Below are 16,731 nucleotides of genomic sequence, written 5' to 3'. Positions count from 1 at the left end.
GCCTGGCGAACAACATTACTGCAACAACCTGGACTATCTGAATGGCTATCAAGAAATCAGAACTGTACTCGTCTCTTTGGGCGTCTTGTGATGCCCTGCGTGGCGGCATGGACGCCTCGCAGTACAAGGACTATGTCCTGTTTATGCTGTTCATCAAATACATCACCGACAAGTATGCGGATTCGGATGCCTTCGCCCCGCCGGTCAGCATCCCGGCTGGTGCCAGCTTCAACGATATGGTCAAGCTCAAGGGTAGGACGGATATCGGTGACAAGATCAACACTCAGATCATTCAGCCGTTGATCGACGCCAACGACCGCCTGTCACGTAGCGACTTCCCGGATTTCAACGATCCCAACAAGCTGGGCGAAGGCAAGGCGATGGTAGATCGCCTGACCGCTCTCATCGGCATCTTTCAGAAGCCCGAGCTTAATTTTGCCAAAAACCGTGCCGAGCATGACGATATCCTGGGCGATGCCTACGAATACCTGATGCGCCACTTCGCCAGCGAGAGCGGCAAGAGCAAGGGCCAGTTTTATACTCCCTCCGAAGTGAGCCGCATTCTGGCGCAAGTGCTGGGAATCGGGCCGCACAACACCACCGCCCGCACCGTGGCCTACGACCCGGCGTGCGGCTCCGGCTCCCTACTGTTGAAGGTAGCTGCCGAGGCCGGCAAGCACATCACCCTCGAAGGACAGGAAAAAGACGTCAGCACCGCCGGCCTGGCGCGTATGAACATGATCCTGCACGACTTCCCGACCGCCGATATCGTGCAGGGCAACACCCTGGCCAACCCAAAGTTCAGAAATGGCGACCAGTTGCGTACCTATGATTATGTGGTTGCCAATCCGCCATTTTCGGATAAGGCCTGGAGTAGCGGTGTCGCTGTGGACGACGACCCCTACCAGCGTTTCACCTGGGGCGCGCCACCGGCCAAGCAAGGGGATTACGCTTACCTGCTGCACGTGATCCGTTCTATGAACAGCACTGGCAAGGCAGCCGTTATTTTGCCTCATGGTGTGCTCTTCCGTGGTAATGCCGAGGCCGTAATCCGCAAACAGCTGGTGCGTTCGGGCTACCTGAAAGGCATTATCGGCTTACCCGCCAACCTGTTTTACGGCACCGGAATCCCCGCCTGTATCCTGGTACTGGACAAGGAAAATGCCCAGGCCCGCAAAGGCATCTTCATGATCGATGCATCCAAGGGCTTCATCAAAGATGGCAATAAGAATCGGCTGCGCGAGCAGGATATCCACCGCATTGTAGACACCTTCAACAAGCTCAACAGTGTGACCGGCTATGCGCGCATGGTGCCCTTTGACGAGATCACCGATGCCAAGAACGATTACAACCTCAACCTGCCGCGCTACATCGACACCAGCGCACCGGAAGACGTGCACGATATTCACGCCCACCTGAACGGTGGTATTCCGGTGCGCGATATCGACGGTGATGCCAATGCCTTGCCGCCCATTCCGGGCCTGTCGGCCTACTGGCAGGCGCTGCCGGGGTTGCGTCAAGCGCTGTTCACCGCCAACGCCCATCCAGGCTATGCCGATCTGGCGGTAGAGTCCGGTGCACTCAAAACCACCATTTTGCAGCACCCCGAGTTTGCCGATTTCCGCAACACCATTGATGACCTGTTTGCCCAGTGGCGCACGCGGAACACCCCGGTGTTCAAAGGCTTTGATATCGACGACAACCCCAAGGCGCTGATTGCTCAGGTGGGTGAAGATCTGCTGGAAACCTTCCGCCAAGCGCCTCTGCTCAACCCCTACGACATCTACCAGCACCTGATGGATTACTGGGCCGACACCCTGCAGGACGACGCCTACGAGATCACCGCCGATGGCTGGGTAGCCGAACCCACGCGCATTGTTGAAGAGATCACCAGCGGCAAGAAAAAGGGCCAGACCAAAGACAAGGGCTGGGCCTGCGACCTGATCCCCAAACCCTACATTGTGGCGCGTTACTTTGCCGACGAGCAGGCCGAGCTGGATGCCCTGCAGGCCGAGCTGGACAGCACCGGCAGCCGACTGACCGAGCTAGAAGAGGAACACGGCGGGGAGGACGGCGCCTTTGCCGAACTGGACAAGATCAACAAGGGCGAAGTTGCCAAACGCCTGAAAGAGATCAAAGGTGACCCCGATTGCGCGGAGGAAGCCAGGGTGCTCAAGCAATGGAGCGCCTTCGAAAAGCAGCAGGGCGACCTGAAAAGGCAGATCAAGGAAGCGGATGCCGCGCTGGATCAGCTTGCCTACGACCAGTACGCCAAACTCAGTGTGGACGAGATCAAAACCCTGGTGGTGGATGACAAGTGGCTCGCCGCACTGGAAGCTGCGCTGCGGAACGAGCTGGAGCGCGTATCCCAGACCCTCACCGGCCGCGTGCGCCAGCTGGCTGACCGCTATGCCACCCCGCTGCCGGAGTTGACCCAGCGGGTAGACGCCCTGTCAGCCAAAGTGGATGAACATCTGAAAAAGATGGGAGCACGCCGGGCATGAACAAGGACGTGATGGGCGTGCAGGAGGTGTCGCCGGGGTATGAGTTTGTGGCCGAGAATCCGGCGGTGCCGGTGGGGTATAAGCAGACTGAGGTTGGCGCAATTCCTGAGGATTGGGAGGTTGCTCCTCTTGGCGATTGTTTAGTTACTCGGCCAGGTTACGGCATAAACGCAGCAGCAGCGCCGTACTCTGACAAGCTACCAACTTACATTCGAATAACTGATATATCAGAAGAAGGTCGATTCAAACCATCCCCTGCAGTATCCGTTCGATCTGAATTAGCAAAACATTATTATCTTTCAGCTAATGACATTGTCTTTGCTCGCACAGGTGCAAGTGTCGGTAAGTCCTATCTATATAGAACTGATGATGGGCCACTGGTATACGCTGGCTTCTTGATTCGAGTCACACCCGACCAACTGAAGCTTAATTCCGACTTTTTGGCAGCTTATGTAACAACAGGGCACTACTGGCAGTGGGTGCGGCTAATGTCAATGCGCAGTGGCCAACCGGGAATCAATGGCGCTGAATATTCCCGGCTGCCTGTTCCTTTGCCTTCATTAGATGAACAACGTGCCATCGCCACCGCCCTGAGCGATGTGGATGCCCTGCTGGAAGAACTGGACCGGCTGATCGCCAAAAAGCGCGACATCAAACAGGCTGCCATGCAGCAGCTCCTGTCCGGCGAAACCCGCCTGCCGGGGTTTGAGGGGGAGTGGGAGCAGGTTGAACTGGGTGAAGTTACTGAGCGCTGCACCAGCGGAGCAACCCCTTATAGAGGACGGCCGGATTTTTATAAAGGCAACATCAGATGGATCTCTAGCGGTGAGCTCAATTATGGCGTCATAAATGACACTGATGAGCACATCTCTCTTGAAGCAGTACGTAGTGCGAACTTAACTATCCATCCGGCGGGTACTTTTTTGATGGCGATCACGGGCCTTGAAGCGGCAGGGACAAGAGGCACTTGTGGCATCGTAGGTAAGCCTTCAGCTACGAACCAATCCTGTATGGCGATTTATCCTACGAAAAAGCTCGACACAATGTACCTCTTCCATTACTACGTTTTTCGTGGTGATGCGCTTGCTTTTAAATATTGCCAAGGTACAAAGCAGCAAAGCTATACTGCAGGCCTAGTAAGAAAACTGCCCATCTCCCTTCCTCCAAGCGTTGAAGAACAAAGAGCAATTGCTGCTAACCTCTCCGACATAGACGCCGAGATCCAGGCCCTGGAACAACGCCGCAGCAAAACCGCCGAGCTGAAACAGGGCATGATGCAGGAGCTGCTGACCGGGAGGACGCGTCTGGTATGAGCAACTCCCCCATCTCCAACCCGATGCTGCTGGAAGAGTTACGCCGGTTAATCGATTCGGCCCGCCAACGGGCAGCGGTGGCCGTGAATGCCGAGCTGACCTTGCTCTACTGGCAGGTGGGTAAACGGATCAATACCGAGATCCTGCAGGAACAGCGCGCCGGGTATGGTGAAAGCGTGATGGCAAGGCTGGCCACCGAATTAACCCGCGCCTACGGCCGGGGCTGGTCCAAACGTAATCTGGCCAATATGTGCCTGTTTGCCCAGTCCTACCCGGACTTCGAGATTGTGCAGACACTGTCTGCACAATTGAGCTGGAGCCATTTCGTGCTACTGATTGGCCAGAAGGATGATCTTCAGCGGGAGTTCTACACCGAGCTGTGCCGTCTTGAAAACTGGTCCGTGCGCCAGCTGCAGGATCGAATGCAGTCCATGCTGTACGAGCGCACGGCCATCTCTCGCAAGCCGGATGAGACCATCCAGCAGGAACTCAGCACTCTGCGCCGTCGGGGCGAGCCATCACCGCAATTGTTACTAAAAGATCCCTACCTGCTGGACTTCCTTGGCCTGAATGACCGCTATCTGGAACGGGATCTGGAAGACGCCATTCTGCGCGATATCGAGCAGTTCCTGTTGGAGTTGGGTGCCGGCTTCACCTTTGTGGCGCGCCAGAAGCGTATCCAGATCGACAACGAAGACTTCTACATCGACCTGCTGTTCTACAATCGCAAGCTGAAGCGCCTGGTCGCCATTGATTTGAAGCTCGGCCGCTTCAAGGCCGAATTCAAGGGCCAGATGGAGCTCTACCTGCGCTGGCTGACACGGCATGAACTGGAGTCCGGTGAGCAGCCGCCACTGGGCATTATTCTGTGCGCCGGCAAGCAGCAGGAACAGATAGAGCTATTGGAGCTGGACAAGAGTGGCATCCACGTCGCCGAATACCTGACGGTACTGCCGCCCCGCGAAACCCTGCAGGCCAAACTGCACGAATCCATTGTCAATGCGCGCTCACGGCTGAGCGACGAACAAGACTGATAACCCCATCCCGGGAGAGGATCCATGACTTACGCTGTACCCCGCCCTGAACGAAAAACACAGACCCGGGTAGTCGAGCTGTTCACCACACCAATTAAAGAGGGCGGCCTGGGTTACGAATACCTTGGCGAGTGGAGCAAGCGAGAGCAAAATCGTTGCATAGAACCGGAGCTTCTCGGCGCCAATCTTCTCCGTCGAGGTTATTCCGATCAGCATATCGCGGCAGCGCTGATGCAACTGCAAACCGCAGCTGAAGTAGGCAGCGATGCTCTGTATCAGGCCAATATGCGGGTGTATAACCTGCTTCGGTATCCGGTCAAGGTACAGCTGTCACCGGGCAGCCCCCATGAGGATGTGCATCTGATCGATTGGCGAAACCCGGAAAACAACGATTTTGCTCTGGCCGAGGAGGTCACACTCAAAGGCGGCCATGAGCGCCGGCCTGATCTGGTGGTTTATCTGAACGGCATCGCCATCGCCATCATTGAACTCAAGCGCAGTTCGGTGGAAGTTGGTGACGGCATTCGCCAGTTGATCAGCAATCAGGAAAAAATCTTCAACCAGGATTTCTTCGCCACCTCCCAACTGCTAATGGCCGGCAACGACTCCCAGGGCCTGAGGTACGGCACAACCGGCACGCCAGAACAATTCTACGTGCAGTGGAAAGATGAAAACGGCACCAACGAGCATACTCCCGGCACCCTATTGGATCAGCCCCTCGCGCAAATCTGCGAAAAAGGGCGACTGCTGGATCTGATCTACAACTTTATCATCTTTGATGCCGGGCAAAAGAAAGTCCCGCGCCAGCACCAATTTTTCGGAATCAAGGCAGCGCAAACACGCATCGCCGAGCGTGAAGGCGGTGTGATCTGGCACACCCAAGGTAGTGGAAAGAGCATACTAATGGTTCTGCTGGCCAAGTGGCTGCTGGAAAATGACCCGGATGCTCGCATTTTGGTAGTCACCGACAGAGATGAACTGGACCAACAGATCGAAGGTGTCATGCGCAATGCAGGTGTTGTCGGGGAAGACGACCCCAAGCCGCGTATGGGATCAAGGGCACAACTGGCCAGCAATCTGGGTGCTACCACGCCTCGCCTACTGTGCGCGCTGGTACACAAGTTTGACCCCAGCGACCTGGATGGCCAACCGCCACCGATTCATGGACGCTTCTATGTGTTCGTTGATGAATGTCACCGAACCCAGGGCGGCCGCATGAACAAGCAGATGAAGCGCTGGCTGGAAGACGCCATCTTTATCGGCTTCACCGGGACCCCCCTGCTACGCAAGGACAAACAGACTACCCGTGAGGTGTTTGGTCGCTACATCCATACCTACAAGTTTCCGCAGGCTGTGGCGGATGGCGTAGTGCTGGATCTCAAATACGAAGCCCGGGATGTACCCCAACGGCTGATTTCCCAGAAATCGATTGATAACTGGTTCGAACAGAAAACCAAAAACCTGAACAATTATCAGAAAGCGGCACTACGTAAACGCTGGGCCAAGCTGGAAGAGCTGATGAGTGCCAAGGAGCGCAAAGAACGGATCATCGCCAATATCATCGAAGACTTCAGTCTAAAGCCGCGCCTGAACAATAACCGAGGCACCGCCATGCTGGTAGCGGCATCCATCTACGATGCCTGCCATTATTTCCGCCTGCTTCAGAGCACAACCTTCGGCAAGTATTGCGGCATCATCACCTCCTTCGAGCCCAATCATAACGCCATTTCCCGCGAGCCAGCTGACAGCGATGAGCGCTATAAGTTTGATACCTACACCAAGCATGTCCTGACGGATTACCCGACAACCCAAAAATACGAAGAGGAAATGAAACGCCGCTTCAAGGAGGAGCCGGCCAACCTCAAGTTACTGATTGTGGTAAGCAAGCTGCTGACCGGATTTGACGCGCCCTCTTGCACCTATATTTATCTGGACAATGAGCTACGTGACCACAACCTGTTCCAGGCTATTTGCCGCACCAACCGCCTCGACGGGGAAGACAAGGAATATGGCCATATCGTGGATTACGTGCACCTGTTTGGTGATGTGCAACACGCTATTTCGGTTTACAGCTCGGAGGAGTTGGATCTGGATAACGGTTCTGCGACGGATAATAACGTTGAATTGAAAGATTGGCTGAAGGAGAGTTGCCGAAAACTGGAGGAAGCTCGAGAGGCCTTGATGTACCTTTGTGAGCCAGTCCTCGCACCGCGTGAAATCGAGGACTATATCCATACCTTCTGCGGCGACATCAACGATCCCGAAGCGCTGGAAGAAACAGAGGCCTTGCGTATTACCTTTTACAAGGCTACCGCCGCTTTCATTCGCGCATTCTCGGACGTATCTCAACATTTGGAAGAAGCTGGCTATCCAACCAATGAGATCGAGAAACTGAACCGGGAAACCGCTTTCTTTGCAGAAGTTCGAGACGCCGTCAAACACTATTCCGGCGAAGAACTGGATATCAAGCCGTTTGAGGCGGATATGCGCCACCTGATCAACACCTACATTCAGGCAGACCAGCCCACGGACCTGGGCGCGGTGGACAATTACTCACTGGTTGAGCTGATCATCGAAACAGGAGTACACGACGCCATTGCCACAAAACTGAACGCAAAGGGCAAGCTGTCGAAAAACGCAGTCGCCGAGGGAATCGTGAACAATGTGCGCAAGACGATTATCCGTGATCAACTCACAGACCCCCGCTTCTACGAGAAAATCTCAAAATTATTGGATGACCTGATTGTGGACTGGCGCAAGCAGACCCTGACCTATCAGGAATTCTTGCAGCAGATGGAAGAGCTGGTCAGAAATATGGCCAACGGCAAGGGCCATATCGTTGTGCCCGATGCGCTTGAAGGTCATCGTGAGGCCCAGATCATATTCAACAATCTGCCAGATATTCTCGCGCAGGCATCCCCGACGTGGGAAGTGCAGGATGGTGACGATGGCCAGAAGAGCGACCTGATTGAAATCACGTTGAAGATTGACCACGCTATGCGTGAACAGGTCCCCTCCAACTGGAAAGGTGATAACGCCCGCGAAAATCAGGTACTCAATGCCTTGCACCCGATTATGGGTAAGAGCCGTGAAGCAACACTGGCCTTGTTTGAGCTGATCAAGCAGCAGGAAGGCTACCAATGAACGAGGTAATCGAGCTGGGTGAGGTGCGGATTCAGGTTACCCGCAAGTCGGTGAAAAACGTGCACCTCAGCGTACATCCGCCCGACGGCGAGGTTACCCTGGTTGCGCCTGTCAACACACGACTGGATGTAGCCCGTGCCTATGCAATCAGTAAGTTGCCCTGGATTCGTAACCAACGGGCCAAACTGCAGCAACAGGCACGGGAAGAACCCCGACAATTTGTGACACGAGAAACACTGTACCTGTGGGGTAAAAGATACCTGCTCGAAGTTGAAGAGAAGGATACCCCGCCGGGGGTTACCTGGGACCACACCCGAATTCTACTCACCGTGCGGCCTGGGAGCAGCCACAACAAACGTGCCGAGGTAGTTCATGCCTGGCACAAGTCGCTACTACACAAAGCAGTGCCATCCTTGATCCAAAAATGGGAGCAACGGTTGGGGGTTAAGGTAAACCGCTACTACTTGCAGAAAATGAAGACGAAATGGGGCAGCTGCAACCATAAGGCCGGTAATATCCGCCTGAATACCGAGCTGGTAAAAAAGCCCAAGGAGCTACTCGACTACATAGTGCTACATGAAGTTGCGCATCTGCTCGAGCCAACCCACAACGAACGGTTCATAAACATTTTGGACGAACACTTCTCCGGTTGGCGTACAGCGAGAGATCAACTCAATGAACTACCGTTGGAAACAATTAACCCCGCATAGGGAGCCGACTCCGGACTCTCCCCCAAAGGTAATAGATCCCCACTCACAGCGGGACTTTTTCCAAATCACAAGGTAACCTTGGACCACACATTTCCAAACGACAGCGAGCACCATGTCAACACGAACCCTACGCATCGCAACCCGCAGCAGCGCCCTGGCGCTGTGGCAGGCAGAATTCATCAAATCCGAGCTGGAACGGCTGCACGACAACGTCACCGTTGAGCTGGTTAAAATCAAAACCCAGGGCGACAAAATCCTGGATGTGCCGCTGGCCAAAATCGGCGGCAAGGGCCTGTTCGTGAAAGAGCTGGAAGAAGCCATGCTCGACGGCCGCGCCGACCTGGCCGTGCATTCCATGAAAGACGTGCCCATGGAATTTCCCGAGGGCCTGGGCCTGGTCGCCATCTGCGAGCGCGAAGACCCGACCGACGCCTTTGTCAGCAACCACTACAACAGCATTGACGAACTGCCCGAAGGCGCCGTCGTCGGCACTGCCAGCCTGCGCCGCGAAGCCCAGCTGCGCGCCAACCGCCCGGACCTGGTGGTCAAGGTGCTGCGCGGCAACGTCAACACCCGCCTGGCCAAACTGGACGCCGGCGAATACGACGCCATCGTGCTGGCCAGCTCCGGCCTCAAGCGCCTGGAATTCCACGACCGAATCCGCTATTGCCTGCCCGCCGAAGTATCCCTGCCGGCGGTTGGCCAGGGTGCGCTGGGCATCGAGTGCCGCACAGACGACACCGAACTGCTGAAACTGATCGAGCCCCTGAACCACCAGGACACCGCCGACCGGGTAAAAGCCGAACGCGCCCTGAACCGTCGCCTGGAAGGCGGCTGCCAGGTACCCATTGCCGCCTACGCACTGCTCGAAGACAATGACCTGCTGTGGCTGCGAGGCCTGGTGGGCGCGGTTGATGGCAGCCAGATTTTCCGGGTGGAAGGGCGCGTACCGCGCAAGGAAGGCGAGCGTCTGGGCCGGGAACTGGCCGAAGAACTGCTGGGCATGGGCGCCGACAAAGTACTGGCAGAAATCTATGGCCACACCCCCACCTGAAGCCCCGCTGGAAGTGAACCTGCAAGGACGGCGGATACTTATCTGCCGTCCGGAACCGGAGGCCTCGCGCCTGGCCCGCGTGTTTGAACAGGCCGGCGCCGAGGTTCGCCTGTTGCCCCTGGTGGCCCGGGAACCCCTGCCGGAAACCCCGGAGCAGCGCAGCATTCTGCAGGAGCTGGATAATTTCACCCATGTGATTGCCGTCAGCCCTTACGCAGCCAAACGCCTGCTGGAAGAAGCCGATGCCTGGTGGCCGCAACTGCCGGTGGGCATTCACTGGTACGGAGTGGGTGCCGCCACCGCCGCCGAACTGGGCCGCCACGGCCTGCGTCCACGCCGGCCATCTGAAGGCTGGACCAGCGAAGCCCTGCTGGCATTGCCCTCCCTGCAGAACCTGGAGCACGAACGGGTACTGCTGGCCCGCGGTGAACACGGCCGGGAACTCATCCGGCAAACCCTGGAATCCCGCGGTGCCCGGGTAACCGTGCTGCCACTGTACCGGCGCTTCTGCCCGTACTATCCTTCAGAGACAATCGACGAAGTGTGCAACCGGTTCCGTCCGGAGGTGATTGTTGCGCTTTCCGGCGAAACCCTGAACAATCTGGTGACAACTGACCCCGGTGCCCTGCCGGCCCTGCAACAGGCACTGCTGGTGGCGCCGGCCGAAAGAGTAGCCGAACAGGCCCGCCAGGCCGGTTTCGGTCACATTCTGGTGCCCGATGGCCTGGCCGACCGGGACCTGGTTACCAGTGTGGCTTCACGGCTTGCCCCGCAAGCCGGTCATACCGGACAACAAAGTAAGGATGCCCGTGACTGAAGAACCCAAAAAACTGCCCGCGCCTGTTGCCCCGTCCACACACGGTCCGGCCAGACTATGGCCGGTCTGGCTTGTGACTGGCCTGGCGCTGATTCTCGTGCTGGTGCTGGCGTTCTGGAACTGGCAACAGCGGCAAAGCCACCAGGCGGCCCTGCAAACCCTCGCCGAACTTCGGTCGGATACCAACCAACTGGAAGAACGCTACGGTGACCGGAACAACGAACAGGGCAGCCGTCTGCAGGCACTGGAAGAACGCCTGGCCGAGCAGCGGGAACTGATCGCCACACAACAACGGCAGATCGACCACAACGCCCGGGAACTGCTGGAAGCCGGCAATCGGACCCGCACCGACTGGCTGCTGGCAGAAGCCGAATACCTGCTGCGTATTGGCAATCAGCGCCTGCTGATTGAAAAAGACATCAAAGGCGCCTTGTCGGCCCTGCAGTCCGCCGACGAGGTATTGGCCGAGTCCGACGACGTGGGCGTGTACCCGGTGCGCCAGCAACTGGCCCGGGAAATTCAGTCACTCAAAGGGATCGAAGGCGTGGATCGCACCGGCCTCTACCTGAAACTGGAAGCCGCCATTGCCACCGTGCACGACCTGACCGACCAGGCCCTGATTCACGACCAGGCACCCGCCCTGAAGCTGGCCGAGAGCGACGAGGCTCCGGCCGATGGCAGCAACAGGCTGACCCGGGGCTGGAACCGCTTTGTCGACACCCTCAAGCAAGTGGTGGTGGTCAGGCGCATGGATGAACCGGTAAAGCCCCTTCTGTCCCCGGATCAGAGCGCCTGGGCGCGGCTGAACCTGCAACTGATGCTGGAAGAAGCCGAAATGGCCGTGCTGCGGGGCAACCAGCCCCTGTACGAGCGGGCACTGGAGAAAGCCATCACCACCGTCAACGACTGGTACAACAGCAGCAATCCGGAAATTCGCGGCCTGAGCAGCACCCTCGAAGAGCTGGCCGGCCGCAATGTCGACCCGGAGCTGCCGGACATCAGCAAGTCCCTGGAGCTGCTTAAAGAGCGACTGGCGGGCCGGACTGCCGGTAACGGCACCGAGAACCGGGAAAACGACAACAGCGACGAATCCGGAGGCAATGGCCAATGATTCGCCTGTTGCTGATCATCCTCGTCGCCCTGCTGATTGGAACCGGCCTGTCACTGGGCCTGGCCTATGACCTGGGCTATATCCGGATCAGCCTGGGCAATTACGTGGTGGAGACCAACTTCTGGGTCGGCCTGGGCCTGGTTGTGGTACTGTTCATTGCCAGTCACCTGTTATTCAACGCCCTCCGGCGCCTGCGCCAGGGTGGCACCCTGATGAGCGGCTGGGTGGCCCGCAGCCATCAGCGCCGGGCACGGCGCCGCACCACCGAGGGCCTGCTGGCACTGGCCGAGGGTAACTGGCCCCGGGCCCGGAAACTACTGACCCGCTCGGCCGGTAAAGTGGAAACGCCGCTGATCAACTATCTGGCGGCTGCCCACGCGGCCTTTGAAACCGACGATCACGAAGGTGCCGACGAGCTGCTGCGCAAGGCCTTCGAAAGCACCCCGGGTTCCAGCATGGCCGTCGGGCTCACCCAGGCCCAGCTGCAACTGGCGGGCAACCGCCTGGAACAGGCCCTCGCCACCTTGTTGCGCCTGCGCAAGGAATCACCCCACCACCCGTTTGTTCTGAAGTTGCTGAAAAACACCTACGTCCGCCTGGAAGACTGGGGGGAGCTGGCCAAACTGATCCCGGAACTGCGCAAACGCAGCGTGCTGACCGAAGCGGAGCTGGCCGACCTCGAACGCCAGGCCTGGCACAACCTTCTGGAGAATGCCGCGGAACGTTGCGAGAAACGTCAGGAGGACGATCCGGGAACCTCGCTGGAACCCCTGACCCGGGTGTGGGACGAACTGCCCAAAACCCTGCGCCAGGACGAACAGATTATCCGGGACTACGCCCTGATCCTCGCCCACCTCGGCGATGAAGCCCAGGCAGAGACACTGATCCGGAAAATCCTGCAGAACAACTGGAGTGACGAGCTGGCCAACCTTTATGGCCGGATTGCCGGCAGGGAACCTGGAGAACAACTGCTGCTGGCCGAGCAATGGCTGAAAGACCGGCCCAACAACCCGGAACTGCTCCTGGCACTGGGCCGGCTGAGCCTGCGTAATGAACTATGGGGCAAGGCCCGGGAGTATTTCGAAACCAGCCTGAAGCTGCGTCGCAGCCGCGAGACACTGGCGGAACTCAGCCGCCTGAATGCCCACATGGGCCACGAAGACGCCAGCCTGAAGCTGATGATGCAGGGCCTGGAAGCCGACAACGGCCTGCCGCAACTGCCGATGCCCAAGGCCTGAAAATCTAGTAACGCGGTGCGTACTCCAGCACATCGGAGAAAAACGCCTGTTCTGGCATGCCCTGCTCCAGCAGGGCATCCATCAGGGTATAGACCATGGTGGGCGAACCGCTGGCATGCACCTCGACCTTCTGCCAGTCCACACCGGAAGCCAGCACAGCGCGCACCAACGGCTCGTGATGCCCCTCCCAGTCGTTGTCGGCGTCATCCTTCACCACCGGCGTGAACGTCAGCGGCGGCCATTGCTCGTGCCACTGCTCCGCCAGCGAGCGCAAATACATGTCCTCGTGCTTGCGCACACCCCAGAACAATTTAACCGGCTGATCGAAAGGCTGATCACGCAGGTACTCCACCAGGCTTTTCATCTGGGCAAACCCGGTACCGGCGGCCACCAGCAACAATGGCTTTTGCGGCGGCGCAGTCAGGCAGGCCTTGCCGTGAGGCAATACCACCGGCACATCCTCACCCGACAGCAGGGCATCAATCACCCGGCGGGCAGCACCACCATCCGGGCAGGCCTGGATCTGCAACTCGATCAGCTCGGCGGCCGGGCTGCTGGCAATGGAAAAATAGCAGGGTTCAGCATCCGGCAGATTCACCGACAGATATTGCCCGGCATGGAAGCCAACCTCGTCACGACGGGGCAATTGCAGGGCAACACGATACACATCGTGGTTAATCGGGCTGACGTCCACCACATGGGCCAGCACTTCCCGGGGCTGATAATTTGTTGATGCCATAACGGCAGGTATCTCCAATACGAAAACAGACAAGCTGACGGACCTTCACGGCCGCCACTTGCCTGGCAGAATAAATGGAACCGGTTCTGTCACTCGGGGCGGGTGCCCGGGATTTCAATACCCAGGCTGTCCCAGATCTCGTCGATCCGCTGTTTGACCTCATCGGTCATGCTGATGGCCGTGCCCCATTCCCGGTCGGTCTCACCCGGCCATTTGTTGGTGGCATCCAGGCCCATTTTAGAGCCCAGCCCGGAAACCGGAGAAGCAAAGTCGAGGTAATCGATGGGGGTGTTCTCCACCATGGTGGTATCCCTGGCCGGGTCCATGCGGGTAGTCATGGCCCAGATCACATCTTCCCAGCTGCGCGCGTTCACATCGTCATCCAGTACGATCACGAACTTGGTGTACATGAACTGACGCAGGAACGACCAGACCCCCATCATCACCCGCTTGGCGTGACCGGGGTACTGCTTCTTCATGGTTACTACGGCCAGACGATAGGAACAGCCTTCCGGCGGCAGGTAGAAATCGACAATTTCCGGGAACTGCTTCTGCAGAATGGGGATGAACACTTCATTCAGAGCCACCCCCAGTATGGCCGGCTCATCGGGCGGACGGCCCGTGTAGGTACTGTGGTAGATGGCATCCCTGCGACGGGTGATACGCTCCACGGTAAACACCGGAAATTCGTCCACCTCGTTGTAATAGCCGGTGTGATCACCAAACGGCCCTTCCGGCGCGGTGTCATTCGGATAAATGAACCCTTCGAGCACCATTTCCGCGCTGGCCGGCACCTGCAGATCACTCAGGCCGGCTTTCACCAGTTCGGTACGGCCACCGCGCAACAGGCCGGCGAAGGCGTACTCCGACAGCGTGTCCGGCACTGGCGTAACTGCGCCCAGAATGGTGGCGGGGTCCGCCCCCAGGGCCACGGCCACCGGATAGGGCTGGTCCGGATTGGCCTTGCGGAATTCCTGATAGTCCAGGGCGCCGCCGCGATGGCTCAGCCAGCGCATGATCAGCCGGTTGCGGCCAATCACCTGCTGACGGTAGATGCCCAGATTCTGGCGCTCCTTGCCCGGCCCACGGGTAATCACCAGCGGCCAGGTCACCAGCGGCCCGGCATCGCCCGGCCAGCAGTGCTGCACCGGAATCTGGCCCAGATCCACGTCGTCTTTTTCAATAACAACCTGCTGACAAGGCGCCGAGCGCAGCACCTTCGGGCTCATGCGCATCACCTGCCGGAACATGGGCAGCTTTTCGATGGCATCCCGGAACCCCTTGGGCGGGTCCGGCTCTTTCAGAAACGCCAGCAGCTTGCCAATGTCCCGCAGGGCGGTCACGTCGTCCTGCCCCATACCCAGCGCCACCCGTCTGGGCGTGCCAAACAGGTTGGCAAGTACCGGCATGTCATAGCCTTTGGGATTTTCAAACAGCAACGCAGGCCCACCCGCCCGCAGGGTGCGGTCGCAGATTTCGGTCATCTCCAGGTGGGGATCCACTTCAACGCTGATGCGCTGAAGTTCGCCCAGTTTTTCCAACTGGGCGATGAAGTCTCGCAGGTCGCTGTATTTCATCGGTTATGACATCAATGCCTAGCGGCGCTTCATGGACTGGAAGAATTCCTCGTTGGTCTTGGTGTCCTTGAGCTTGTCCAGCAGGAACTCCAGAGACGCGGTGTCGTCTTCCATCGAATGCAACAGCTTGCGCAGGATCCAGGTGCGCTGCAGGTCCGCCTCGGACATCAGCAGGTCTTCCCGGCGGGTGCCGGAGCTGCGGATGTTGATGGCCGGGTACACCCGTTTCTCGGCAATCTTGCGGTCCAGGTGCACTTCCATGTTACCGGTGCCCTTGAACTCCTCGTAGATTACTTCGTCCATCTTGGAACCGGTGTTCACCAGCGCGGTGGCCAGGATAGTCAGGCTGCCGCCCTCTTCCACGTTACGGGCGGCACCAAAGAAGCGCTTGGGCTTTTCCAGAGCGTGGGCGTCCACACCACCGGTCAACACCTTGCCGGAGGACGGCACCACGGTGTTGTAGGCGCGCGCCAGACGGGTGATGGAATCCAGCAGGATGATCACGTCTTTTTTGTGTTCAACCAGACGCTTGGCCTTCTCTATCACCATCTCGGCCACCTGGACGTGACGGGCCGGCGGCTCGTCGAAGGTGGAGGCGACCACTTCACCGCGCACGGTGCGCTGCATTTCGGTCACTTCTTCCGGGCGCTCGTCAATCAACAGCACCATCAGGTGGCACTCGGGATTATTGCGGGTGATCGACTGGGCAATGCCCTGCATCAGCAATGTCTTACCGGCCTTGGGCGGTGAAACAATCAGGCCGCGCTGGCCCTTGCCAATCGGTGCCACCAAATCCAGAACCCGGGCAGAAAGGTCTTCGGTACTGCCATTGCCCGCTTCCAGCACCAGCCGCTCCTGGGGAAACAGCGGGGTCAGGTTTTCAAACAGGATCTTGTTGCGGGCGTTGTCCGGCTTGTCGAAATTGATTTCGTTGACTTTCAGCAGGGCAAAATAGCGCTCGCCGTCTTTGGGCGGGCGGATCTTGCCGGCTACCGTGTCGCCGGTACGCAGGTTGAAACGGCGGATCTGGCTGGGGGACACGTAGATGTCGTCCGGGCCGGCCAGGTAGGAAGCATCGGCGGAGCGAAGAAAGCCGAAGCCGTCCTGCAGAATCTCCAGTACACCGTCGCCGTAGATGTCTTCGCCGCTTTTGGCATGCTTTTTCAGGATAGTGAAAATCACATCCTGTTTGCGCGAACGGGCGAGGTTATCGAGGCCCATTTCTTGCGCGATATCGAGCAATTCGGGCACAGATTTCTGCTTGAGTTCAGTAAGATTCATAGTTTGTTGGATTTTCAGGAATGGAAGTAAACGTCTGTTGGAATGACAGGGATGCCCCTGAACGCATTGAACTGGTAAAACGCTAAAAACTGAGTGCTGGCCGAGTTGAGCAACCGGTGATGGTGGAAGCCGGAAAGTACGCTAAAGCCAGAGAGTGGGAACAAACGTTCGCCGGGCAGACATGATCATCGACCACCTTACTGGGGCCT

The 16,731-nt window shown here is 58.0% G+C and carries 12 protein-coding genes; 9 read left to right on the top strand and 3 right to left on the bottom strand.

All coding sequences use genetic code 11. The features are described 5' to 3' along the window. The first annotated feature begins 41 nt into the window (after nt 1-41). The 9 genes from BMZ63_RS05865 to BMZ63_RS05825 all read left to right on the top strand — a co-directional run bounded on the left by BMZ63_RS05865 (nt 42) and on the right by BMZ63_RS05825 (nt 12,925). On the top strand, nt 42-2,504 hold the full coding sequence (locus BMZ63_RS05865; protein WP_091702953.1) for an HsdM family class I SAM-dependent methyltransferase: 2,463 nt from the start codon (nt 42-44) through the stop codon (nt 2,502-2,504). Next, on the top strand, nt 2,501-3,817 hold the full coding sequence (locus tag BMZ63_RS05860) for a restriction endonuclease subunit S (RefSeq protein ID WP_218141223.1): 1,317 nt from the start codon (nt 2,501-2,503) through the stop codon (nt 3,815-3,817). Before BMZ63_RS05865 ends, BMZ63_RS05860 begins: the two co-directional genes overlap by 4 nt. Next, nucleotides 3,814-4,851: a PDDEXK nuclease domain-containing protein gene (locus BMZ63_RS05855; RefSeq protein WP_091702950.1), complete on the top strand. Its 1,038-nt coding sequence runs from the start codon at nt 3,814-3,816 to the stop codon at nt 4,849-4,851. Before BMZ63_RS05860 ends, BMZ63_RS05855 begins: the two co-directional genes overlap by 4 nt. 24 nt (nt 4,852-4,875) lie before the next feature. Then, nucleotides 4,876-7,995 (top strand): type I restriction endonuclease subunit R, encoded by a 3,120-nt coding sequence (locus BMZ63_RS05850; RefSeq protein WP_091702947.1) that lies wholly within the window; start codon nt 4,876-4,878, stop codon nt 7,993-7,995. Further along, a complete protein-coding gene (locus BMZ63_RS05845; protein WP_091702944.1) occupies nt 7,992-8,705 on the top strand; it encodes a M48 family metallopeptidase in 714 nt (237 codons plus the stop codon). The genes BMZ63_RS05850 and BMZ63_RS05845 overlap by 4 nt, the downstream gene beginning before the upstream one ends. A gap of 112 nt (nt 8,706-8,817) precedes the next feature. After that, a complete protein-coding gene (gene hemC / locus BMZ63_RS05840) occupies nt 8,818-9,759 on the top strand; it encodes a hydroxymethylbilane synthase (RefSeq protein ID WP_091702942.1) in 942 nt (313 codons plus the stop codon). Then, nucleotides 9,740-10,576, top strand: a complete 837-nt coding sequence (locus BMZ63_RS05835; RefSeq protein ID WP_091702939.1) for a uroporphyrinogen-III synthase — start codon at nt 9,740-9,742, stop codon at nt 10,574-10,576. The genes hemC and BMZ63_RS05835 overlap by 20 nt, the downstream gene beginning before the upstream one ends. After that, nucleotides 10,563-11,687 carry a uroporphyrinogen-III C-methyltransferase gene (locus BMZ63_RS05830; protein ID WP_091702936.1) on the top strand — a complete coding sequence of 375 codons (1,125 nt, stop codon included), beginning with the start codon at nt 10,563-10,565 and terminating at the stop codon, nt 11,685-11,687. Before BMZ63_RS05835 ends, BMZ63_RS05830 begins: the two co-directional genes overlap by 14 nt. After that, nucleotides 11,684-12,925: a heme biosynthesis HemY N-terminal domain-containing protein gene (locus tag BMZ63_RS05825; protein WP_091702933.1), complete on the top strand. Its 1,242-nt coding sequence runs from the start codon at nt 11,684-11,686 to the stop codon at nt 12,923-12,925. The genes BMZ63_RS05830 and BMZ63_RS05825 overlap by 4 nt, the downstream gene beginning before the upstream one ends. Nucleotides 12,926-12,929: 4 nt before the next feature. Here the strand turns inward: BMZ63_RS05825 and BMZ63_RS05820 are convergent, their stop codons facing one another. From BMZ63_RS05820 to rho, 3 genes are all read right to left on the bottom strand, one after another. Continuing rightward, complete coding sequence (locus BMZ63_RS05820) at nt 12,930-13,664, bottom strand: FAD-binding oxidoreductase (RefSeq protein ID WP_091702931.1); 735 nt, start codon at nt 13,662-13,664, stop codon at nt 12,930-12,932. An 89-nt stretch (nt 13,665-13,753) separates the two neighbouring features. Next, entirely contained in the window at nt 13,754-15,241 is a 1,488-nt protein-coding gene (gene ubiD, locus BMZ63_RS05815) for a 4-hydroxy-3-polyprenylbenzoate decarboxylase (protein ID WP_091702927.1), read from the bottom strand. 18 nt (nt 15,242-15,259) lie between these two features. Next, nucleotides 15,260-16,522: a transcription termination factor Rho gene (gene rho / locus BMZ63_RS05810; protein ID WP_091702924.1), complete on the bottom strand. Its 1,263-nt coding sequence runs from the start codon at nt 16,520-16,522 to the stop codon at nt 15,260-15,262. Nucleotides 16,523-16,731 lie beyond the last annotated feature (209 nt).

This window comes from Marinobacter persicus (genome assembly GCF_900114155.1).
GTDB classification, from domain to species: Bacteria; Pseudomonadota; Gammaproteobacteria; order Pseudomonadales; family Oleiphilaceae; genus Marinobacter; species Marinobacter persicus.
Note: the sequence above shows the minus strand (reverse complement) of the source record. Positions and strands in the feature narration are given on the sequence as shown.